The sequence below is a fragment of the Pseudomonas sp. BMW13 genome (assembly GCF_013357275.1).
In the GTDB taxonomy this organism is placed as follows: Bacteria; Pseudomonadota; Gammaproteobacteria; order Pseudomonadales; family Pseudomonadaceae; genus Aquipseudomonas; species Aquipseudomonas khazarica.
Genome location: NZ_SUKD01000006.1, coordinates 251,087 through 271,943, shown reverse-complemented (window position 1 = coordinate 271,943; position 20,857 = coordinate 251,087). Strand labels below are relative to the sequence as shown.

General features: G+C 64.6%; 24 protein-coding genes and 3 tRNA genes. 15 read left to right on the top strand and 12 right to left on the bottom strand.

Features of this window, described 5'->3' with window-relative positions:
- Positions 1-23: 23 nt before the first annotated feature.
- Positions 24-554: a DUF2878 domain-containing protein gene (locus tag E4487_RS07600; protein ID WP_175253049.1), complete on the top strand. Its 531-nt coding sequence runs from the start codon at positions 24-26 to the stop codon at positions 552-554.
- 61 nt (positions 555-615) lie between these two features.
- On the opposite strand, the gene E4487_RS07595 is transcribed toward E4487_RS07600, so the two are convergent.
- The 6 genes from E4487_RS07595 to hemA all read right to left on the bottom strand — a co-directional run bounded on the left by E4487_RS07595 (position 616) and on the right by hemA (position 6,177).
- Positions 616-1,131 (bottom strand): acyloxyacyl hydrolase, encoded by a 516-nt coding sequence (locus tag E4487_RS07595; RefSeq protein WP_134677752.1) that lies wholly within the window; start codon positions 1,129-1,131, stop codon positions 616-618.
- 100 nt (positions 1,132-1,231) lie between these two features.
- Positions 1,232-2,020 carry a glutamate racemase gene (murI, locus tag E4487_RS07590; RefSeq protein WP_175253048.1) on the bottom strand — a complete coding sequence of 263 codons (789 nt, stop codon included), beginning with the start codon at positions 2,018-2,020 and terminating at the stop codon, positions 1,232-1,234.
- Complete coding sequence (locus E4487_RS07585; protein ID WP_037046892.1) at positions 2,010-2,762, bottom strand: molybdopterin-synthase adenylyltransferase MoeB; 753 nt, start codon at positions 2,760-2,762, stop codon at positions 2,010-2,012. Before E4487_RS07585 ends, murI begins: the two co-directional genes overlap by 11 nt.
- A gap of 4 nt (positions 2,763-2,766) precedes the next feature.
- Positions 2,767-3,600, bottom strand: a complete 834-nt coding sequence (prmC, locus tag E4487_RS07580; protein ID WP_175253047.1) for a peptide chain release factor N(5)-glutamine methyltransferase — start codon at positions 3,598-3,600, stop codon at positions 2,767-2,769.
- 217 nt (positions 3,601-3,817) lie between these two features.
- Positions 3,818-4,900 (bottom strand): peptide chain release factor 1, encoded by a 1,083-nt coding sequence (gene prfA, locus E4487_RS07575; protein ID WP_047587912.1) that lies wholly within the window; start codon positions 4,898-4,900, stop codon positions 3,818-3,820.
- Complete coding sequence (hemA, locus tag E4487_RS07570) at positions 4,897-6,177, bottom strand: glutamyl-tRNA reductase (RefSeq protein WP_037046886.1); 1,281 nt, start codon at positions 6,175-6,177, stop codon at positions 4,897-4,899. Before hemA ends, prfA begins: the two co-directional genes overlap by 4 nt.
- A 391-nt stretch (positions 6,178-6,568) precedes the next feature.
- Between hemA and E4487_RS07565 the strand changes: the two genes are divergently transcribed.
- The 9 genes from E4487_RS07565 (at position 6,569) to ychF (ending at position 13,700) form a co-directional block, all read left to right on the top strand.
- Positions 6,569-8,296 (top strand): tetratricopeptide repeat protein, encoded by a 1,728-nt coding sequence (locus E4487_RS07565; RefSeq protein ID WP_175253046.1) that lies wholly within the window; start codon positions 6,569-6,571, stop codon positions 8,294-8,296.
- Positions 8,293-8,910: a lipoprotein insertase outer membrane protein LolB gene (lolB, locus tag E4487_RS07560; protein WP_037046882.1), complete on the top strand. Its 618-nt coding sequence runs from the start codon at positions 8,293-8,295 to the stop codon at positions 8,908-8,910. The genes E4487_RS07565 and lolB overlap by 4 nt, the downstream gene beginning before the upstream one ends.
- Before the next feature lie 204 nt (positions 8,911-9,114).
- Positions 9,115-9,984: a 4-(cytidine 5'-diphospho)-2-C-methyl-D-erythritol kinase gene (ispE, locus tag E4487_RS07555; RefSeq protein WP_037047406.1), complete on the top strand. Its 870-nt coding sequence runs from the start codon at positions 9,115-9,117 to the stop codon at positions 9,982-9,984.
- A 26-nt stretch (positions 9,985-10,010) separates the two neighbouring features.
- A tRNA-Gln gene (locus tag E4487_RS07550) sits at positions 10,011-10,085 on the top strand.
- A 56-nt stretch (positions 10,086-10,141) separates the two neighbouring features.
- Positions 10,142-10,216 (top strand) — tRNA-Gln (locus E4487_RS07545).
- 46 nt (positions 10,217-10,262) lie between these two features.
- Complete coding sequence (locus E4487_RS07540) at positions 10,263-11,204, top strand: ribose-phosphate pyrophosphokinase (protein ID WP_037046880.1); 942 nt, start codon at positions 10,263-10,265, stop codon at positions 11,202-11,204.
- A 105-nt stretch (positions 11,205-11,309) separates the two neighbouring features.
- Positions 11,310-11,921 (top strand): 50S ribosomal protein L25/general stress protein Ctc, encoded by a 612-nt coding sequence (locus tag E4487_RS07535; RefSeq protein WP_037046878.1) that lies wholly within the window; start codon positions 11,310-11,312, stop codon positions 11,919-11,921.
- A gap of 63 nt (positions 11,922-11,984) precedes the next feature.
- Positions 11,985-12,575, top strand: a complete 591-nt coding sequence (pth, locus tag E4487_RS07530) for an aminoacyl-tRNA hydrolase (protein WP_134677759.1) — start codon at positions 11,985-11,987, stop codon at positions 12,573-12,575.
- Between the two features lie 24 nt (positions 12,576-12,599).
- Entirely contained in the window at positions 12,600-13,700 is a 1,101-nt protein-coding gene (ychF, locus tag E4487_RS07525; RefSeq protein ID WP_037046873.1) for a redox-regulated ATPase YchF, read from the top strand.
- Between the two features lie 69 nt (positions 13,701-13,769).
- On the opposite strand, the gene E4487_RS07520 is transcribed toward ychF, so the two are convergent.
- From E4487_RS07520 to E4487_RS07510, 3 genes are all read right to left on the bottom strand, one after another.
- On the bottom strand, positions 13,770-14,156 hold the full coding sequence (locus E4487_RS07520) for a carboxymuconolactone decarboxylase family protein (protein ID WP_175253045.1): 387 nt from the start codon (positions 14,154-14,156) through the stop codon (positions 13,770-13,772).
- Positions 14,104-14,559, bottom strand: coding sequence for a MerR family transcriptional regulator (locus E4487_RS07515; RefSeq protein ID WP_175253044.1), 456 nt, complete (start codon positions 14,557-14,559; stop codon positions 14,104-14,106). Before E4487_RS07515 ends, E4487_RS07520 begins: the two co-directional genes overlap by 53 nt.
- Before the next feature lie 110 nt (positions 14,560-14,669).
- Positions 14,670-15,422, bottom strand: a complete 753-nt coding sequence (locus tag E4487_RS07510) for a class I SAM-dependent methyltransferase (RefSeq protein ID WP_175253043.1) — start codon at positions 15,420-15,422, stop codon at positions 14,670-14,672.
- 117 nt (positions 15,423-15,539) lie between these two features.
- On the opposite strand from E4487_RS07510, the gene E4487_RS07505 reads away from it, so the two are divergent.
- From E4487_RS07505 to E4487_RS07495, 3 genes are all read left to right on the top strand, one after another.
- Positions 15,540-15,686: a hypothetical protein gene (locus tag E4487_RS07505; RefSeq protein WP_167519212.1), complete on the top strand. Its 147-nt coding sequence runs from the start codon at positions 15,540-15,542 to the stop codon at positions 15,684-15,686.
- 103 nt (positions 15,687-15,789) lie between these two features.
- Positions 15,790-15,960, top strand: coding sequence for a YhfG family protein (locus E4487_RS07500; RefSeq protein WP_150608285.1), 171 nt, complete (start codon positions 15,790-15,792; stop codon positions 15,958-15,960).
- Entirely contained in the window at positions 15,960-16,556 is a 597-nt protein-coding gene (locus E4487_RS07495; protein ID WP_175253042.1) for a putative adenosine monophosphate-protein transferase Fic, read from the top strand. The genes E4487_RS07500 and E4487_RS07495 overlap by 1 nt, the downstream gene beginning before the upstream one ends.
- A 79-nt stretch (positions 16,557-16,635) precedes the next feature.
- Here E4487_RS07495 and E4487_RS07490 read toward each other — a convergent pair.
- Positions 16,636-16,712 (bottom strand) — tRNA-Met (locus E4487_RS07490).
- Between E4487_RS07490 and E4487_RS24830 the strand changes: the two genes are divergently transcribed.
- Together E4487_RS24830 and E4487_RS07480 are read left to right on the top strand one after the other, a co-directional pair.
- Positions 16,680-17,102, top strand: a complete 423-nt coding sequence (locus E4487_RS24830) for a hypothetical protein (RefSeq protein ID WP_175252959.1) — start codon at positions 16,680-16,682, stop codon at positions 17,100-17,102. The two genes, E4487_RS07490 and E4487_RS24830, sit on opposite strands and share 33 nt — an antisense overlap.
- Before the next feature lie 39 nt (positions 17,103-17,141).
- On the top strand, positions 17,142-17,588 hold the full coding sequence (locus tag E4487_RS07480) for a hypothetical protein (RefSeq protein WP_037046856.1): 447 nt from the start codon (positions 17,142-17,144) through the stop codon (positions 17,586-17,588).
- A 55-nt stretch (positions 17,589-17,643) separates the two neighbouring features.
- Here E4487_RS07480 and E4487_RS07475 read toward each other — a convergent pair whose 3' ends face one another.
- Both E4487_RS07475 and E4487_RS07470 read right to left on the bottom strand, forming a co-directional pair.
- The gene (locus tag E4487_RS07475; protein ID WP_037046854.1) at positions 17,644-18,558 is read right to left on the bottom strand and encodes a DMT family transporter; all 915 of its coding nucleotides are present in this window, start codon (positions 18,556-18,558) and stop codon (positions 17,644-17,646) included.
- Between the two features lie 220 nt (positions 18,559-18,778).
- Positions 18,779-20,695 carry a bifunctional UDP-sugar hydrolase/5'-nucleotidase gene (locus E4487_RS07470; RefSeq protein ID WP_175253041.1) on the bottom strand — a complete coding sequence of 639 codons (1,917 nt, stop codon included), beginning with the start codon at positions 20,693-20,695 and terminating at the stop codon, positions 18,779-18,781.
- Positions 20,696-20,857: the final 162 nt, after the last annotated feature.

The following is a 20,857-nucleotide window of genomic DNA, read 5'->3' as shown; positions in this document are numbered from 1 at the left end:
CAACGCTCCTCAGGAACCTGCCGATGCCCCGCCTGCTTGCCAATGCCCTTCTGTTCCAGCTCGGCTGGCTGGTCTGCGTGTTCGCCGGCGACAGCTTCTGGCTGCTAGCCGTGGCCGCGATCATCGCGGTGCATCTGCTCTGGGTCAGCAGCTGGGCCGCCGAAGGCAAACTGCTGCTCAGCGTGTTCCTCGCAGGCAGTGCGCTGGACAGCTTCCTGCTCAACCTCGGCGTCTTCGATTTCGGCGAGCCACGCCAGTTGATTCCGCTGTGGCTGGCGCTGCTGTGGCTGTTGCTGGCCAGCACCCTCAACCACTGCCTGGCCTGGACCGCCCAGCCCTGGTGGCGCGGCAGCCTGCTCGGCACGCTGGCCGCGCCCCTGTCGTACTACGCCGGCGCCCGGCTCGCAGGGGTCACGCTGCCGCTGGGCACCGGGCCGACGCTGGCCATCCTGGCGCTGACCTGGGCCGTCGTGATGCCGGTGCTGCATGGTTTCGCCCGACTGTATCGGGCGCAGTACGAACAACAGCTGCGCAGCCGGCGCAGCGCACCCTAGCGGTTCCCCCTGACGCGAAAAGGCCGGGCATCTGCCCGGCCTTTTCGTCTGCAGCGCAGGCTCAGAAGCTCATGCGGTAATGCAGGGTGTAGGCTTCGGCACCATCGTTCGGCTGCTTGAGGCCGGCGTTGGAGTAGTGCAGCGCACGCAGGCCGATCTCCTGGCCGGAGAAACGCAGGCCGACACCGATGCGGTCCTCGAACTGGAAGGAGGAACCCAGCTCGTTGCCCTCCAGCTCGGTGCTGGAAAAGGCGGCCACGCCGATACCCGCTTCGATGTAGGGACGCACGCTCTGCCCGGCGAACTCATAGACGAATACCGGCGCGAAGGACAGGCTGTGGTTGCTCGCCGTGTCGTCGCCATCCCAGTAGGTATAACCCAGGTCCCAGTAGCCGGTCAGGCGGCCAACGCTGCTCTCGAACCAGCTCTTGTCCCAGTCCCACTGTGCACCCAGGCGGTACACCATGGTCGAATCCCCACTCTGGCCGATGGCGGCGGTGACATCCGCTGCTTGTGCAGCCCCCATCATTCCCAACGACAGCGCCGCGCTTGCAGCTAAGGCGTACAACTTCTTCATGAGTCATTCCTTTAAGTAGCGAGAGTTTTCATCAGGCTCGTTACAAAAATATAGAACTAATCGACATGAAGGGAGGCAAGAGGCGAAAAATTCACATTCACTACAAGGAGAGGATTTCGGCCGTTTCACCAAGCAAAATCGGCAAGACCCGGGAAAGTTGCGCGGTATCGCCACTGCTCCAGTAACGGTTCGGTTGCGCCGTTGCGGTCGCCGCCAGATCGTGCTGAAGCAGCAGCCGCTGCAGCTGGCGCGCCACCGCGGCCCCGGTATCGATTAGCGTCACCGCGGGCGGCAGCAGTGTGGTCAGCAGCGGCCGCAGGAAGGGGTAGTGGGTGCAGCCGAGGATCAGCGTGTCGCAGCCTTCGTCCAGCAGGGGCGCCACGTAACGCTGCAGCAGCTCGCGCGTGGCCGCTGCCTGCAACGCGCCCGCCTCGATGCATTCGACCAGCCCCGGACAGGGCTGCGTGACCACCCGCACATCGCCGGCAAAACGGTCGAGCAGCGCGGCGAACCTGGCGCTCTTCAGCGTACCGGTGGTCGCCAGTACGCCGACCACTCCGCTGCGGGTCGCCGCCGCGGCAGGCTTTACCGCCGGTTCCATGCCGACGATGGGCAACTGCGGATAACGCTCGCGCAGGTCAGCGGCGGCAGCGGCAGTGGCGGTGTTGCAGGCCAGCACCAGCGCCTTGGCGCCCTGTCCCAGCAGATGCTCGGTGATCCGCACGCAGCGCTCGCGGATGTACTCCGGGCTCTTCTCGCCATAGGGCACATGGCCGCTGTCGGCAACGTACAGCAGCGATTCGTTCGGCAGCAGCTGGCGGATCTCGCGCAGCACGGACAGGCCGCCGACGCCCGAGTCGAATACCCCGATCGGCGCGTTACTGGGCATCGCCACAGACACCGCAAGCAGGATCGCGCTTGACCCGCAACTCACGAAAGCGCGTACCCAGCGCGTCGATCAACAACAGGCGCCCCACCAGCGGCTCGCCGAATCCCGCCAGCAGCTTGAGCGCCTCCAGCGCCTGCAGGCTGCCCACCAGCCCGACCAGCGGGCCCACCACCCCGGCCTCGCTGCAGGTCAGCTCGGCTTCGCTGCCATGCCCGTAGAGGCAGTGGTAGCAAGGGCTGGCCGCATTGCGCGGGTCGAACACCGACAACTGGCCCTCCAGGCGGATCGCCGCGCCGGAGACCAGCGGCTTGCCCGCCGCCACGCAGGCGACGTTGACCGCCTCGCGGGTGGAGAAGTTGTCCGAGCAATCCAGCACCAGGTCGACAGCCTGCACCGCAGCCGCCAGCGAATCGGCATCCAGCGCCTGACGGTGCGGCACCAGGCTGACCTGCGGGTTGATCGCCGCCAGCCGCGCCATGGCCGAATCCACCTTGGCCTGGCCGATGCTGGCGGTGTCATGGGCGATCTGCCGCTGCAGGTTGGTCAGGTCCACCGTGTCGAAGTCGGCCAGGTGCAACTCGCCAACGCCGGCAGCAGCCAGGTACAGGGCCACGGGCGAGCCCAGCCCGCCCATGCCGACGATCAGCACACGGCCCTGCTTGAGGCGCAGCTGCCCCTCCACGTCGATCTGTTTCAGCAGAATCTGCCGGCTGTAACGCAGCAGCTCATCATCGCTCAGCATCTGATCACTCATGGTCGAAACGTCCCAAACTGATGCGCTCGTGCCCGCCCAGGTCACGTCGGCTGTGTGCCTCGCTGAACCCCGCCGTGGCGAGCAGTTCACGCACGGCCTCGGCCTGGTCGAAGCCGTGCTCCAGCAACAGCCAGCCGCCGGCCAGCAGGTACTGCGGCGCGGCCTGGATGATCGCACGAATATCGTCCAGCCCGTCGGCCCCGGCCACCAGCGCACTGCTCGGTTCGAAGCGCACGTCGCCCTGGTCCAGGTGGCGGTCGTCGGCGCGGATATAGGGTGGGTTGCTCAGGATCAGCCCGAAGCGCTGCCCGGCCAGGGCGGAGAACCAGTGGCTGTGCAGGAAGCGGACGTTGTCCAGTTGCAGACGCTGACGGTTGCGCTCGGCCAGTGCCACGGCGTCCTCGACGCGATCGACGCCGGTGACCTGCCAGCCCGGCCGCTCGCTGGCCAGGGCCAGGGCAATGGCACCGGTGCCGGTGCCGAGATCCAGCGCCGCCAGTGGCGTGGCCGGCAGCAGCGCGAGCGCGGTCTCCACCAGCAGCTCGGTGTCCGGGCGCGGAATCAGGGTATGCGGCGCGACCTCCAGGTCCAGGCTCCAGAAGCCCTGATGGCCGAGGATGTAGGCCACCGGCTCACCCTGACGACGGCGCTGCAGGTGGCTCCGGAACAGACCCAGCTGGTCGGCGGCCAGCTCGCGCTCCGGCCAGGTACGCAGATAGCTGCGCGGCTTGCCCAGTGCGGCGGCCAGCAGCAGCTCGGCGTCCAGCCGTGGCGTGGGCGAGTCAGGCAGCTCGGCGGTGTTGAGCAGGGATTCGATGGTGGACATGCGTTAAGCCTCGAGCGGCAAGCTTCAAGCGACAAGATGCCCCGTACTCGGCGGAGGCTTGCGCCTTGCAGTTCTCTGCTGGATGGATCGGAGCACCTGTCACGCCTGCTCGAGCCACCGCGTGGAAGGGTGGATGAAAAAGCCTCATCCAGCCCAGGGGTTCATCCATGCGTCCCGGATTGCATCCGGCGGACTCAGCTCGCGGCTCGTCGCGCCCTTAGTCGCCCAGCGCCGCCAGCTGGTCGGCCTGGTACTCGGCCAGCAACGGCTCGATCACCGCCTCCACGCTGCCGGCAATCACTTCGTTGAGCGAATACAGGGTCAGGTTGATGCGGTGGTCGGTGACCCGGCCCTGCGGAAAGTTGTAGGTGCGGATGCGCTCGGAGCGGTCGCCGGAACCGACCAGCAGCTTGCGTGTGTCGGACATTTCCTTGTGCGCGGCGGCGTCCTGCTGGTCCTGCAGCTTGGCTGCCAGCCAGGCCATGGCCTTGGCGCGGTTCTTGTGCTGCGAACGTTCTTCCTGGCACTCCACCACCGTGCCGGTGGGGATGTGGGTGATGCGGATCGCCGAGTCGGTGGTGTTGACGTGCTGGCCACCGGCGCCGGAGCTGCGGTAGGTATCGACGCGCAGGTCGGCCGGGTTGATCTCGATGGCGGCCTGCTCATCCGGCTCCGGCAACACCGCCACGGTGCAGGCGGAGGTGTGGATACGGCCCTGGGACTCGGTCTCCGGCACGCGCTGCACGCGGTGCGCACCGGACTCGAACTTGAGCTTGGCGTAGACGTTGTCACCCTCGACGCGGGCGATCACTTCCTTGAAGCCGCCGTGCTCGCCCTCGTTGGCCGACAGCACCTCGACCCGCCAGCCCTGCTTCTCGGCATAACGCGAATACATGCGGAACAGGTCGCCGGAGAAGATCGCCGCCTCGTCGCCACCGGTGCCGGCGCGGATTTCCAGATAGACGTTGCGCCCGTCGTTGGGGTCCTTCGGCAGCAGCATGCGCTGCAGGCGGTCCTCCAGCTCGACCAGCGCCTCACGGGCCTGGGCGACTTCCTCCTCGGCCATCTCGCGCAGGTCCGGGTCGCTGTCCTTGAGCAGCGCCTGGGCACCTTCGAGGTCGGACTGCACCTTGCGCAGCTCGCGGAAGGTGGCGATTACCGGCTCGATCTCGGCATATTCCTTGGAGTACGCCCGAAACTGGCTCTGCTTGGCGATCACCTCGGCGTCGCCGAGCAGCGCCGTGAGTTCCTCGAAACGATCGCTGAGGTTGTCCAGCTTGTTCAACAGTGAAGCTTTCATTGCAGACCTTTGTCCTGCGGCGCACTCTCGTCGAGGGCGAACAATTCCTGGGCCAGGCTGAGCGCGTCGATGCGCCCCTCGGCGGTGAGTTTCTTCATGCGCACGCTGGGCGCGTGCAGCAGCTTGTTGGTCAGGCCGCGCGCCAGTTGCGCCAGCACGTCTTCGGGATTGCTGCCGTTGACCAGCATGCGCTGGGCCTTGGCCAGCTCCTCGTCACGCAGGCGCTCGGCCTGCTGGCGGTAGGCCTTGAGCACATCCACCGCGGCCAGCTCGCGCAGGCGCTGCATGAAATCGTCGGTACCGGCGGCGACCAGCTCCTCGGCCGCCTGTGCCGCGCCCTGACGGCTCTTGAGGTTTTCCTCGATGACCTCGTGCAGGTCATCGACGGTATAGAGGTAGACGTCATCCAGCTCGCCCACCTGCGGCTCGATATCGCGCGGCACGGCGATGTCGACCATGAAGATCGGCTTGTGCTTGCGCTTCTTCAGCGCACTCTCCACGGCGCCCTTGCCGAGGATCGGCAACTGGCTGGCCGTGGAACTGATGACGATGTCGCTGTGCGCCAGCTCGTCGGGGATGTCCGAGAGCAGCACCGCATGGGCGCCGAACTGCTCGGCCAGCTGGCTGGCACGCTCCAGCGTGCGGTTGGCGACGACGATGCGCTTGATGCCCTGGTCGTACAGGTGCCGCGCCACCAGACTGATGGTCTCGCCGGCACCGATCAGCAGCGCCTGGCTGCGGTGCAGGTCGGCGAAGATCTGCTTGGCCAGGCTGACCGCCGCGAAGGCCACGGAAACCGGGTTCTCGCCGATGGCGGTGTCGGTGCGCACGGTCTTGGCGGTGCTGAAGGTGGCCTGGAACAGACGCCCCAGCAACGGCCCGACGGTGCCGGCCTCGCGGGCCACGGCATAGGCGGACTTGAGCTGGCCGAGAATCTGCGGCTCGCCGAGGACCATCGAGTCCAGCCCGCAGGCCACGCGCATCATGTGACGCACGGCGGCGTCGTCACTGTGCACGTAGGCGCAGGCTCGCAACTCGTCGATGCTCAGGCGGTGATAGCTGGCCAGCCATTGCAGCACTTCGTCGCTGCTCAGCTGATCCTGCTCCAGGTACAGCTCGCTGCGGTTGCAGGTCGAGAGGATCGCCGCCTCGCGGCTGGGCGTCAGCCGGCACAGCTGCTGCAATGCCTCGACCAGTTGCTCCGGGGTGAAAGCAACGCGCTCACGCACCTCTACCGAGGCGGTCTTGTGGTTGATACCGAGGGCGATGAAGGCCATGCAGAGTCGCTGAGGGGCAATACGGGAGCCGGTAATTGTCCTACTTCGCCCCCGAGAGAACAACTACCGCGACCTATTGTCCCAATAGACAGTTCGCCGCATCGTCCTGGCCAGTGGGCTTGCTCCAAGGCTTGTGTCATGATGCCGCGAACGTCGCAGGGCACGAGCCGGCATGGCCGTCGCCCCGGAATAACGCACGACAAGGTGCCTGGGTCCGTTCCCGTTTCATCGCGCGCCGTATTTGCCGCGCGACTCGAAGGGACGGGCCGGTTTTGCCGCGAGACTGCATTACTCGATGACTCATTTGGACGACCAAACTTCGCCTCTCGTGCCTTGCCTCGCGCCAGAACCAGCTCCGTCGCAGCCGCGAACGAAACGGAAACACACCCTGATGACCAGACCCCTCGCGTTAGTCACTGCAATTGCCCTTCTCAGCGGCTGCCAAACCTTCGCCCCCAGCGAGCCTGACGGCACGCCGCCGGTGCAGGAAGCCGACCAGAGCACCCAGCTGAAGCCGGAAGAATACGGCTCGTTCAGCCAGGAAACCCTGTTCGCCCTGCTCACCGCCGAACTGGCGGGGCAGCGCAATCGCTTCGATATCGCCCTGGGCAACTACGTGCAGCAGGCCAACGCCACCGGCGACCCCGCGGTCGCCGAGCGCGCCTTCCGCATCGCCGAGTACCTCGGCGCCGAGCAGGCCGCACTGGACAGCGCACTGATCTGGGCGCAGAACGCGCCGCAGAACATCGACGCACAACGCGCGGCGGCCGTGCAGCTGGCTCGCGCCGGCCGCTATGACGAATCCATGACCTACATGGAGCAGGTGCTGCAGCGCCAGGGCGATACCCACTTCGATTTCCTCGCGCTGTCTGCCGCGGAAACCGACCCGGACACCCGCGCCGGCCTGCTGCAAGGCTTCGACCGGCTGCTGAGCAAGAACCCGGACAACAGCCAGCTGCTGTTCGGCAAGGCCATCCTCCTGCAACAGGACGGCCGCGCCGAAGAAGCCCTGGAGCTGCTCGAGGAACGCCCCGGCAGCGCCAAGGAAGTGTCCCCGCTGCTGCTGCGCGCCCGCCTGCTGCAGAGCCTGGGACGTGGCGAGGAAGCGCTGCCCCTGCTGCAGAAAGGCATCCGCGAGAACCCCGACGACAAGCGCCTGCGCCTGACCTATGCACGCCTGCTGGTCGAGCAGGACCGCCTCGACGACGCCAAGGGCGAGTTCTCCAAGCTGGTGCAGGAAAATCCCAACGACGACGACCTGCGCTTCTCCCTGGCGCTGGTGTGCCTGGAAGCCGAAGCCTGGGAAGAAGCCATCGTCTACCTGGAAGAGCTGGTCGAACGGCGCAGCCATGTCGACGCGGCGCACTACAACCTGGGCCGTGCCTACGAAGAGCTGGAGGACAGCGACAGCGCCCTGCAGGAGTACGGCATGGTCGGCCCCAGCAACGACTACCTGCCGGCCCAGCAACGCCAGGCCGAGCTGCTGTTCAACCAGCAGCGCAACGAAGACGCCAGCCGTCGCCTGGCCGAAGCGCGCGAGGCGCAGCCCGACTACGCCATCCAGCTGTACCTGATCGAAGCCGAGGGGCTGAGCAACCATGACCAGGTCGACTCGGCCTGGCAGGTGATCAACCAGGGCCTCGAGCAGTTCCCCGACGACCTCAACCTGCTCTATACCCGTGCCATGCTGGCGGAGAAGCGCGACGACCTGGCCCAGCTGGAACACGACCTGCGCTACATCCTCGAGCGCGAGCCGGATCACGCCATGGCGCTCAACGCCCTCGGCTACACCCTGGCCGACCGCACCACGCGCTATCAGGAAGCCCACGACCTGATCGAGAAGGCCCACCAGCTCAACCCGGACGACCCGGCCATCCTCGACAGCCTCGGCTGGGTCAACTATCGCCTGGGTAACCTGGAGGAAGCCGAACGCTTCCTGCGCCTGGCGCTGAAGAAATTCCCCGACCACGAGGTTGCCGCCCACCTTGGCGAAGTGCTCTGGGCCCGGGGCAAGCAGCGCGAGGCCCGCAGCGTCTGGCGCGAGGCCCTGGCCGAGACACCTGACAGCCCCATCCTGCGCGACACCCTCTCGCGCCTGACCGGTTCCGAGACGCCCTGATGCTTCGTCACCTTCTTGTTTTCAGCCTTATCGCCCTGCTCGCCGGCTGCGCCGGCCTCACCTCGCACGAAGCGCTGGAAGGCCAGGGCGACCCGGCGCAGTGGAAAGCCCATAAACAGCAGATCAGCCAGCTCGACGGCTGGCAGATCAACGGCAAGATCGGCATTCGTGCGCCCAGCGACTCGGGCAGCGCCACGCTGTTCTGGCTGCAACGCCAGGACTACTACGATATCCGCCTGTCCGGCCCGCTCGGTGGCGGCGCCGCCCGTCTGACCGGCCGCCCGGGCGACATCCTGCTGGAAGTGTCCAACCGCGGCCGCTATCGCGCCGAGTCGCCGGAAGCCCTGCTGCGTGAACAGCTGCGCCTGGACCTGCCGGTCTCCAACCTGCTCTGGTGGATTCGCGGCCTGCCGGCCCCGGAAAGCCGCAGCCGCATCACCCTCGACGGCGAAAGCCACCTGGCCCGCCTGGAGCAGGATGGCTGGCGAGTGGAGTACCAGCGCTACACCGAACAGAACGGTTACGCCCTGCCCGAGCGCCTGAAGCTCTACGGCCAGGACCTGGAAGTCACCCTGGTGATCAAGGACTGGCAGCCGCGTCAGTTGGGGCAGTAAGCCCGCACCCCAACCTTGTGAGAGGGGCCTCAGCCGCGACAGCGTCGGCGATGGCTCAGCGTTTCGGCTGAGCATTTCGCGGCTAAGGCCGCTCCTACAGGGGCTGCGGTCTTTGTAGGAGCAGCTTTAGCCGCAATGCGCCTGCCAAGGCATTTCCCGCATACAATCGCCACCTATTCTCGCGACGACGCCCCTGCTCCGACCATGACCGCCATCCCCGCCCACGCCGAACTCACCCTGCCCGCTCCCGCCAAGCTCAACCTGATGCTGCATATCCTCGGCCGCCGCGCCGACGGCTACCACGAGCTGCAGACCCTGTTCCAGTTTCTCGAGCATGGCGACGAGCTTGGCTTCAGCCTGCGCCAGGATGGCGAGATTCGCCTGCACACCCCCATCGAAGGCGTTGCGCACGACAGCAACCTGATCGTGCGCGCCGCCAAGCGGCTGCAGGAAGCCAGCGGTACGTCACTGGGCGCCGACATCTGGCTGGACAAGCACCTGCCCATGGGCGGCGGCATCGGTGGCGGCAGCTCGGATGCCGCCACCACCCTGCTCGGCCTCGACCACCTGTGGCACACGCAACTGGGCGAGGATCGCCTGGCCGAGCTGGGCCTGGCACTGGGCGCCGACGTACCGGTATTCGTGCGCGGCCGCGCCGCCTTCGCCGAGGGCGTTGGCGAGTGCCTGACGCCCGTGGAGCTGGACGAACCCTGGTTCCTCGTCGCGGTGCCGCAAGTCTTTGTAAGCACAGCAGAAGTTTTCGGCTCGCCCGAGTTGACACGGGATACGCCGCCCATTAAAGTTCGCAGCCTTCTTGCGGGGGGTGGTCGAAACGACTGCCAGCCGGTTGTAGAGAAGCGTTACCCAGAGGTTCGTAACGCTTTGATCTTGTTGAACAAATTCGTTTCAGCTAGATTGACCGGCACTGGAGCTTGTGTATTTGGGAGCTTCCCAAATCGGGACGATGCTGATAAAGTCGCCCGCCAACTTCCAGGCACTCTGCCGAGCTTTGTCGCTCAAGGTCGCAACATTTCGATGCTGCACCGCCGGCTCCAAGCATTGGCCAAGAAGTGAATGCTCAGCATTCGGTTATACGATACAGGGGCGTCGCCAAGCGGTAAGGCACCAGGTTTTGATCCTGGCATGCGTTGGTTCGAATCCAGCCGCCCCTGCCATAACCTCCCCAGGGAGGTATCGAAAACCGCATCCGACAGCATTCGACACAGAATATAGGGGCGTCGCCAAGCGGTAAGGCACCAGGTTTTGATCCTGGCATGCGTTGGTTCGAATCCAGCCGCCCCTGCCATTTTCCATACCCATCCAGGTATACCCCCAGCCGGCAGGTACTGCGCGTGTCCAAGATGATGGTCTTCACGGGGAACGCAAACCCCGATCTGGCGCGACGGATCGTTCGTCAGCTGCACATTCCCCTCGGCGATGCTTCGGTCGGACGTTTCTCCGACGGCGAAGTCATGATCGAAATCAACGAGAACGTCCGCGGCAAGGACGTATTCCTGATTCAGCCGACCTGTGCACCCACCAACGACAACCTGATGGAACTGGTGGTGATGGCTGATGCCTTCCGCCGTTCCTCGGCTACCCGCATCACCGCGGTCATCCCCTACTTCGGTTACGCCCGCCAGGATCGCCGTCCGCGCTCCGCCCGTGTGGCGATCAGTGCCAAGGTCGTGGCTGACATGCTCACCGTGGTCGGTATCGACCGCGTACTGACCGTGGACCTGCATGCCGATCAGATTCAGGGCTTCTTCGACATTCCGGTGGACAACATCTACGGCTCCCCGGTCCTGGTCGACGACATCGAAGACCAGCGCTTCGACAACCTGATGATCGTCTCCCCGGACATCGGCGGCGTCGTCCGCGCACGCGCCGTGGCCAAGAGCCTGGGCGTCGACCTGGCCATCATCGACAAGCGTCGTGAGAAGGCCAACCAGTCCGAAGTGATGCACATCATCGGTGACGTCGAAGGTCGTACCTGCATTCTGGTCGACGACATGGTCGATACCGCCGGCACCCTGTGCCACGCGGCCAAGGCCCTGAAAGATCGTGGCGCCGCCAAGGTCTACGCCTACTGCACCCACCCGGTGCTGTCGGGCCGCGCCATCGAGAACATCGAGAATTCCTCGCTGGACGAGCTGGTGGTGACCAACACCATCCCGCTGTCCGCTGCGGCACAGTCCTGCTCGCGCATTCGCCAGCTCGACATCGCCCCGGTCGTCGCCGAAGCGGTTCGCCGCATCAGCAACGAAGAATCGATCAGCGCGATGTTCCGCTAAGGAACCCGCTGACGTTAAGCGCCCCGCCTCGTGCGGGGCTTTTTGCCCTACCGCCCAAGGCTGGTCGCAAGCCTGCAGGCGGTTTGGTTATTTTGGAGAAGTGAAATGACTGTTGAATTTGCCCTGAATGCCGAAGTGCGTTCCGACCTGGGGAAAGGTGCGAGCCGCCGCCTGCGTCGTAACGTGTCCATGGTGCCTGCCGTGATCTACGGCGGCGAGAAAGCCCCGGCCTCCATCAGCCTGCTGGCCAAAGACCTGGCCAAGCTGCTGGAAAACGAAGCGGCTTTCAGCCACGTTCTGACCCTGGACGTTGCCGGCACCAAAGAAAGCGTTCTGATCAAAGCCCTGCAGCGCCACCCGGCCAAAGGCTTCGTTCTGCACGCTGACTTCGTTCGCGTCGTTGCCGGCCAGAAGCTGAGCGCCCACGTACCGCTGCACTTCATCAACGAAGCGACTGCCGTAGGCGTCAAGCAGCAAGGTGGCGAGATCTCCCACACCATCAGCGAAGTCGAAGTTTCCTGCCTGCCGAAAGACCTGCCGGAATTCATCGAAGTCGACATGGCTGCCGTGGAAGTGGGCCAGACCGTACACATGTCCGACCTGAAGCTGCCGAAAGGCGTTGAGCTGGTTGCTCTGGCTCACGGTAACGACCTGGCTGTCTCCAACATTCACGCCTCCCGCGTGAAGGCTGAAGACGAAGAAAGCGCTGCCGAGTAATCGCAGTGCGGAACCCGCCCGGCATGCGATCACGCCGGGCGATTTCCTCGAAAGGGCTCCTGTATGACTGCCGTACAACTGATCGTTGGCCTGGGTAACCCCGGCCCCGAATACGACCAGACCCGGCACAATGCAGGGGCCCTTTTCGTTGAGCGCGTGGCGGAAAGCCAGCGCATCAACCTCAGCGTCGATCGCAAGTATTTCGGCCTGGTGGGCAAGTTCAACCACCAGGGGCGCGAAGTTCGTCTGCTCATCCCCACCACCTACATGAACCGCAGCGGCCAGTCCGTGGCGGCCCTGGCCAATTTCTTCAAGATCAAACCCGAAGAGATTCTGGTGGCCCACGACGAACTCGACATGCCTCCCGGCGTCGCCAAGCTCAAGCAGGGCGGCGGCCACGGCGGGCACAACGGCCTGCGCGATATCATCGCCCAGCTCGGCAACCAGAATAACTTCCATCGCCTGCGGCTCGGCATCGGCCACCCTGGACACGCCAGCCTGGTTTCCGGCTACGTGCTCGGACGCGCGCCACGCAGCGAACAGGAACTGCTCGACCAGAGCATCGACTTCGCCTTGGACGTCCTGCCGGAAATACTCGCCGGCGACTGGACCGTGGCCATGCGCAAATTGCATAGCCAGAAGGCCACCAAGTAACCACCTTTTACCGAGGGTCACCCCATGGGATTCAACTGCGGCATCGTCGGCCTGCCCAACGTCGGCAAGTCCACCCTGTTCAACGCCCTCACCAAGTCCGGCATCGCCGCAGAGAACTTCCCCTTCTGCACCATCGAGCCGAACAGCGGCATCGTGCCCATGCCCGACCCGCGCTTGGATGCCCTGGCCGAGATCGTCAAGCCGGAAAAGGTCATCCCCACCACCATGGAGTTCGTCGACATCGCCGGCCTCGTGGCCGGCGCCTCCAAGGGTGAAGGCCTGGGCAACAAGTTCCTCGCCAACATCCGCGAGACCGACGCCATCGCCCACGTCGTGCGCTGCTTCGAAGACGAGAACGTCATCCACGTCGCCAACAGCGTCGACCCCAAGCGTGACATCGAGATCATCGACCTCGAACTGATCATGGCCGACCTCGACAGCTGCGAGAAGCAACTGCAGCGCGTGGCGCGCAGTGCCAAGGGCGGTGACAAGGAGGCCGTGGCGCAGAAGGCCCTGCTGGAAAAACTCATCCCCCACTTCACCGAAGGCAAGCCGGCGCGCAGCCTGCTGAAGAGCCTGGGTGACGACGAGAAGCGCCTGGCCAAGACCTTCCACCTGCTCACCACCAAGCCGGTGATGTACATCGCCAACGTCGCCGAAGACGGCTTCGAGAACAACCCGCACCTCGACGTGGTGAAAGCCATCGCCGAAGAGGAAGGCGCCATCGTCGTACCGGTGTGCAACAAGATCGAAGCCGAGATCGCCGAGCTGGACGATCTGGAAGAGATGCAGATGTTCCTCGAAACCATGGGCATGGAAGAGCCAGGCCTGAACCGCGTGATCCGCGCCGGCTACGCCCTGCTCAACCTGCAGACCTACTTCACCGCCGGGGTGAAGGAAGTGCGCGCCTGGACCGTCCGCGTCGGCGCTACCGCGCCGCAGGCTGCCGCGGTGATCCACACCGATTTCGAGAAAGGCTTCATCCGCGCCGAAGTGGTCGCCTACGACGACTTCATCGCCTACAAGGGCGAAGGCGGTGCCAAGGAAGCCGGCAAGTGGCGCCTGGAAGGCAAGGACTACATCGTCAAGGACGGTGACGTGATGCACTTCCGCTTCAACGTCTGAGCCTGCCCCGCTCCCTCGAAGCCCCCAGCGGATCCACGCCGCTGGGGGCTTCGCGCTTATGGCCCGGCGTCAGGCCGCCTCAGAGCGCAGCTCGAACACCTCCCGCGCCACCGCCAGGCCATTGAGTGCAGCGGGAAAGCCGGCATACACCGCCATCTGCATCATCGTCTCGACGATCTCGGTACGGCTGACACCGACGTTCAGCGCGCCATGCACATGCACCTTCAGCTGTGGCGCAGCATTGCCAAGGGCGGTCAGCGCCGCCACCACGGCGATCTCCCGGCTTTTCAGGTCCAGCCCCGGCCGCGAGTAGATATCGCCGAACGGGAATTCCACCAGGTAGCGCGCGAAATCCGGGGCGATGCCAGCCAGACTCTCCACCACCCGCTCGCCGGCCTCGCCGTCAATCTCCTTCAGCTTGTCCAACCCCCGCTGGTACCGACTTTCGTTGCTCATGCTCGCTGTCCCTCTCGGTTGATGACTCCGGCGCCAGGCGCTGCTCGCACGAGCGGTAGTGCTCGATCTTCGCCTGCAGCGCATCGGCGGCGCAGCGCATCGCTTCGATCTCGGCCAGAACCTCCGCGAGGTGTTCTTCCAGCATCTGGCGACGCGCCGGCACCGTCGGGTCTCCGGCGCCCCTCAGCGCCGCGAACGCCTGCATCTTGCCGATCGGCATGCGGGTCGTGCGCAGGCGCAGCAGGAACTCGATCCAGGCCATGTTCGAAGGCGCATAGCGGCGCTGTCCACTCGCCGTGCGGCCCACCGGGCCGATCAGCCCGATGCGCTCGTAATAGCGCAGGGTGTGGGCTGTCAGCCCGGTGCGGCGGGCGACTTCGTCGATGCTCAGATGAGGTTCCATGGGACGATCCTAAAAGTTCGAGCGCGCTCTAAGTCAATCCCTTTCGGTATCCACGTCAAGCACCGAGTAACGCCCGATAGCCCAACCGACCCGCGTGGCAGCGCCCCGGGTTAACGCCGCGCTTCGATCAGGTGTCGAGTCGAGTACGCCACGAATGGCCGCCCACCGCGCATCTGCTCATCGAGGGCGAGCAATACATCGTGGTACTTGCGTGTGGAGAAGTCAGGTACCCACCACACGCACTTGCGCAGAATCCAGACCACCGCCCCGACGTCGTTGAACAACAGACGACAGCGCTCGACACGCAGATCCGTCACGTTCAGCCCGGCTGCCTGCGCGGCGGCCGCCTCGTCCTGCGGATCGCGCTGACGTCGCTGCTGTGGAAGCGGCCCGAGGAAGCGCTCGATCAGATCGAACGCCGAAGCCGCACCGACATGCTGCGCGAAATAGCATCCGCCCGGCTTGAGCACACGATGGATCTCTGCCCAGTTCGGGGACACGGGATGACGCGATGTGACGAGCTCGAAGGACGCGTCCGCAAACGGCAGCACGCTGTCCGCCGCCGTGGTTTCCACCACCTGCACGCCACGCTCGCTCAGGTGCTCACGGGCCTTGCGGGCGTTGGGCGGCCACGCCTCCGTGGCACACATTCGCGGAGGAAAGCGCGGCACCTCGCCCAGCACCTCATCGCCACCTGTGTCCAGATCAAGCGCCGACTCCACCTGCGCCAAGCGCTGCGCCAGCAACCTGGAATACCCCCAGGAGGGACGCTCCTCGCTGGCTCGCCCCGCCAGCCACCCGAAGCCCCAACCACTCACATCGGCCGCTTCAGCTTCAGCCACCAGTTCATCAAAGGATTTCATTCAGCACACATCACACAGATCGAAGAAAAAGGAACCATCCGGTCGCGCACGCACACCGTGGACAACGGTCATCAGCGCTTCTATTCTGCCGGGCTTTCGCCATCAAGGATGAAGCAAATGAAAAACCTGCTCCTGCTGCTCGCGGTCGCCGCCGGCGGCTATTACCTCTATACCGAGCACTTCGCGGCCACTGCCATCGATGCTGCTAGCTACCAGACCCTGCTGCAAAAGGTAGAAGCCACAAGCGTCGGTCTCGATGTGTAGTGGTCTACTACAGCCTTCACCCATTCGCCACTGGCGTTACTGCAAGACGCTACCTAGGGGCTTCCGCTATAATGAGCGGCGTCATGCAAGAGAGGTAGCCGCCATGCCAAGCCCATCCCTGCAGGCCAAGAAGGCTTATTGCGCCAAGGCACGTCAGTCCAACTACGCCGCCAGCCTGCGCCTGGAAGGTTTTCAGGTCACTGCCGCCGATGCTGAGCGCAAGCTCCCCACACGTGAAACCGCACTGAGCGAGCTACGTTCCCGGCAGGCCTGATGCGCGACAAATACGGCACAGGCCAGGACCCTCACTGCTATCCAGGCTCACCAGTTCTCCGCAACCGTCTCGGCCTGACCAATGACGAAGCGCTCGATGAAGCAGAGCGCACCCTCTCCGAGATTGCAGCCAGCAAGATCGACTTCGACCTTCCTCCCTACGATCTTTCCTATCTCCAGCAGATTCACCGACAGCTGTTCGCTGACGTCTACGACTGGGCCGGAGAGCTACGTACCGTCGATATCTCCAAGGGCAGCACGCACTTCTGCAACCTCGCTCGCATCGAGGTCGAATCAGCCAAGCTGTTCAAGCAGCTAGCTGATGCGGACTGGTTTGAAGGGCTGTCTCGCACTGAGCTGGTTACAGCAGCAGCCGAACTCTATGGCGATCTGAACATGATCCACCCTTTCCGTGAGGGTAACGGTCGGGCACAGCGAATCCTGTTCGAGCACATCGTCATCAACGCGGGCTATGAGATCAGTTGGTGGGCAGTCGAAGAAGGGGAATGGATCCAGGCGAACATAGACGCCGTGATCTGCGACTACCGGGCAATGACTGAGATCTTCGAACGCTGTGTCGGCAAGCCTATCGTCTAGGCAGGGACAAGAAAGGGACCGCTCGGGGACACCGGCCCAATAAAAAAGGGGTTAGCTTGCGCTAACCCCTTGATATATATGGTGGCTACACCGGGACTTGAACCTGGGACATCAGCATTATGAATGCTGCGCTCTAACCGACTGAGCTATGTAGCCAACGTGGCGCGCATTTTCCGCGTCTCGCTGGCAGCTGTCAACCCCAGATCATCGATAAATTTACGCTTTATCAAGTGGTTAGGCCTCGCAGGCAACGGTACGTTCGACGGCTCGCTGCAGGCTCTGTGTCACACCTCTCGAACCCTTGGCGCAATGGCCGGGATCAATGCTTGCCATCCCCTGTCGGCCTGTTCATCCTGCCTCATCCATTTCCCAACGAGCCCTTTCATGACGCCCATCCAGAATATCGGCCTGGCGCTATTCGTTCTGCTGTCCATCGGCGTTGCCATCGGGCACAGGACCGAGTGTGCCGATGGCCGCGTGGTGGAAACCTATCTGGCCAAGGGGCTGGCTTCGCAGGTGCTGGGGCATGATCTTTGCGAGCAATAGCAGCAGCCCTGAACCTATCCCTCATTAAGGAATGATGTGATGAAAAAGCTCGCCTTGCTTGTCAGCTGCAGCCTTCTGGGCGCCTGCGCCAATCTGGGTTCGCAGCCTCCGGTGCCGGTGACCTCGCCTCTGGTGCAGGCGTTCCGTGATATCTGCCTGCAAACCGCACCGAGCTTTGCCGAGGCGCATCGCGTGGCGCGTCAGCATGGCATCACCGAGATGACCGACATGGGCTTCGCCACGGTCGGCTTCAATGCAGACAAGAGCCTGGGTATCCAGGTGAAGGTCAGTCACGAGTGCGTGGTGACCGGCGAATCGCAACAGGACGACACGCTAACGAGCCAGATGCTCAGTGCAGCCGCGGTGAATGCCGGCACCACGGTGCCACGCAAGGCGCCCGTGAAGATGGTGATCGCCGGGCAGCGCTTCATCCTGATGCATGATCGCCAAGATGGTGAGGCCTTCGTGATGCTCAAGCCGGACTGACACGCTGCCTGCCTCTGCGCGCACGGAATGCCCCCAGCATCTGGGCGCTGATTCCTCAGGCACGCCTGCCAGGGCGCGTGGCCAGAAGCAGGCCGCCGAAGATCATCGCCGCGCCCAGCCAGTGGTAGAGCTGCAGACTTTCGTTCAGCAGCACCCATCCCAGCAGCGCGGTGAACACCGGCATCAGGTAGTTGGTCAGCGCAGCCTTGGCAGCACCGATCACGCGGATGCCGTGGTTCCAGGCCAGGTAAGCCAGCAACGAGGCGAATACGGCGGTGTAGGCGACCGCAGAGAGATTGGCGGTATTCAGCGCCAGCTGTGCACCCTGGCTCAGTTCATACAGGTAGAACGGCAGGATCAGCGGCACGCCAAGCATGATGAACACCCCCAGCAGCGCCAGTGGCGGAATCGGCTGCAGGTAGCTGGCCCAGCGCCGCAGCAGCAGCGAGTACAGCGCCCAGTCGACCACTGCCAGCAGCATGATCAGGTCGCCCTGATTGAACGACAGGCTGGCCAGGCGGCTCCATTGGCCCTGGCTGATCAGCACCGCCAGGCCGATCACCGCCACCAGCATGCCCCACCAGGCACGTCGCGCCGGCCATTCGTTGAGCAGCAGCCCGGCGCCGATGAACGTCACCAGCGGCAGGCAGGTGTTGACCAGCGAAATATTGATCGCCGCCGTGGTCTGCGCCGCGCTGTAGAGCAGCGAGTTATAGCCGGCGATCCCCAGCCCCCCGAGCACCAGCAGGCGCCACCCGGCATGGCCCACAGCAGCGCGATGGCGCCATAGCGGCATGGCGACGAAGGGCAGCAGCAGCGCCAACGCCAGGCACCAGCGCCAGAACGCCAGGGTGAACGGCGCGATTTCCCCGGCGAAGGCACGTGCGACCAGGGCATTGCCGGACCAGCAGAGGTTGGCCAGCAGCAGGCCGAACAGCGCCAGCGGGCGCGAGTGATTGAGTGCAGTCATGAGGCAAGCGCCAGGGTGATGACGAGGAATGCGTCGCCTGGTCGTGTGCGGTCAGCGAGCGAACGGTGCTGAGCGATCATTGCATAGCTTCCGAATCAGGCGGCTTTGCACCATACGGAGGCAGGCAATGCTTGGCAAGGTTGCAGGGTGACCGAGCCAGGTACGCACCCGGGGCATGCGCGTCGAAATCGACAGCCCATGGGCGGGTGCGTGCTCCCCCTCAATACCAGCGACGCAGCAGGCGCATCAGCAACCCGAGAATCAGCAGCACGCCCAGCAGGACAACGGCGCTGGCGCCCCACTGCATCGGGCCGGCAAGACGGAACATCTCGCGCGGATCCAGGCTGGGTGCGCGAACCATGCGCGCCTCGGCCGCCGCGCCAGTGGTGGGAATGTCGGCCAGGCCGTCGCCATCGAGATCCGGCAGGCTACGAATATGGTCGAGCAGTGCCTGCCACTCCTTGAGTTCCTGCACGCCGGGTGTGTTCGGCTCCTGGTCGACGATGGCGTCCTCGATGCGCGGCAACGGACGGCCTGCGGCATCCTTGGGGATCACGTCGAGCAGGCCCTTGGTCAGGTCCGGTACCAGCCAGGTGAAGCTGCCGACGTAGCTGGTGGCCCCGATGCTGTAGAGGCGCGTGTCGTCGAGATCGAGGTCGCGATACCCCTTGACCGGGTCACCGATCTCGATACGGCTGACCCGATCGAACGGCACACGCCAGGGGTTGTAGGTGAAGCGAACGCCGGAAACCCGTGGGTAGTAGCTGTCACTGTCGCGCAACTGGTAAGCGAGCAGCAGCACTTCCAGCAGGGATTTGATCTCGCGAGCGCTGACGTAGGCCTTGATCATCGGGTAGCCCGGTTCGTCATCGAACTGGCCGATGCCCAGCGGGGCGATGCGGAACAGGTCAGAGACTTCCTGCACGCCATGCCGGCCCTTGATCAGGTCATCGCGGATGGTGCCGTTGCCGGTGAAGGCCAGGTCGGCATCGACCGCATGGCGCAGTGCGTCGGTCACCAGGTTGGCCAGGGTGTGATCGCTGAAGTCACGTCCCAGGCGCTGATCGGCCTTGGCCAGCGGCTGGTCGAAGCGGTAGCCCCTGGGGTTGAGCATGCGCTCGCTGACCACCTGCTTGAAGTCCTCGACCTGGGCGGTGATCACTGCGTCACCGGCGATGCGGTCATCGATCGGATGCAGGCGGTAGTCGCGTACCTGCGTCACACCGTCGTCGCCAAGCGTCATGCGCAGTTCACCGAGGTACTGGATCTCCGAGCCGGCCTGCACCACCGGAGTATGCCCGTTGACCAGCACCGGCTGCGGCAGCGCCACGTGCGAGTGGCCGCCGACGACGATATCGATGCCCGGCACCTGCTCGACCAGCTCCACGTCCTCGCCGCGCCAGCTGCCGTCGGCCTGTTGCGTGACACCCATGTGCGACAGCAGGATGACCACCTCGGCCCCCTCCTCGCGCAGTTTGGCCACGGTTTCCCTGGCGGTGGCGACCGGGTCGGCGAACGTCAGCGGCTGGATCATCGGGCTGACCGCCACGGCATTGTTGCCGAGCAAGCCGAACAGGCCGAAACGGATGCCGCCACGCTCGATCAGCTTGTACGGCAGGATGCGTCCGGCCTCGAAGTGCGCCTGCAGGCTGTCGTCGGCCTTGCTCGCCGGGTCGAAACGCATGTTGCTCGACAGCAGGGGCAGCAACGCGTCGCCCTCCACCTTGTGCGCGGCGCTGATCATCGCGGCCAGGCCTGCAGGGCGGAAGTCGAACTCGTGGTTGCCGATCACCGCCGCGTCGTAGCCCAGCTCGCTCATCAGGCGCAGCTCGCTGCCCATCTCGCGGGAGATGGTGTGAAACAGCGTGCCCATGGTGAAGTCGCCACCATCGAGCAACAGCACCGCCTCCTCAGCGGCGGCGCTGCGGCGTTGCTGCAACAGCGTGGCCAGGCGGGCGACGCCGCCCACCGTCTCGTCATCGTTCAGCGTTGCCGGGCTGTATTCGTTGTTGGGACCGAAACCGAGCAGCCGCGACTGCCAGTCGTTGCTGTGCAGGATGGTGAAGCTGCGCTCGGCAGCGAACAGCGGCGTAGCGCTCAGCACGCCGGCGAGCAGGAGGGAGGAAAGCAGGCGCATGGACGATCCTTGACGATGACTGCGCACAGTATGGAGCAGCCCCTGACGCCAGGCAGCGACCAATCGGGACGCAGCTTGTCGCCAATGGTGTCAGGCATTCGTTGCCACAGATCAGCAACGCTCGCGGTGGGAAGGACTAATCTGTAATCAGGACTGCGAAGT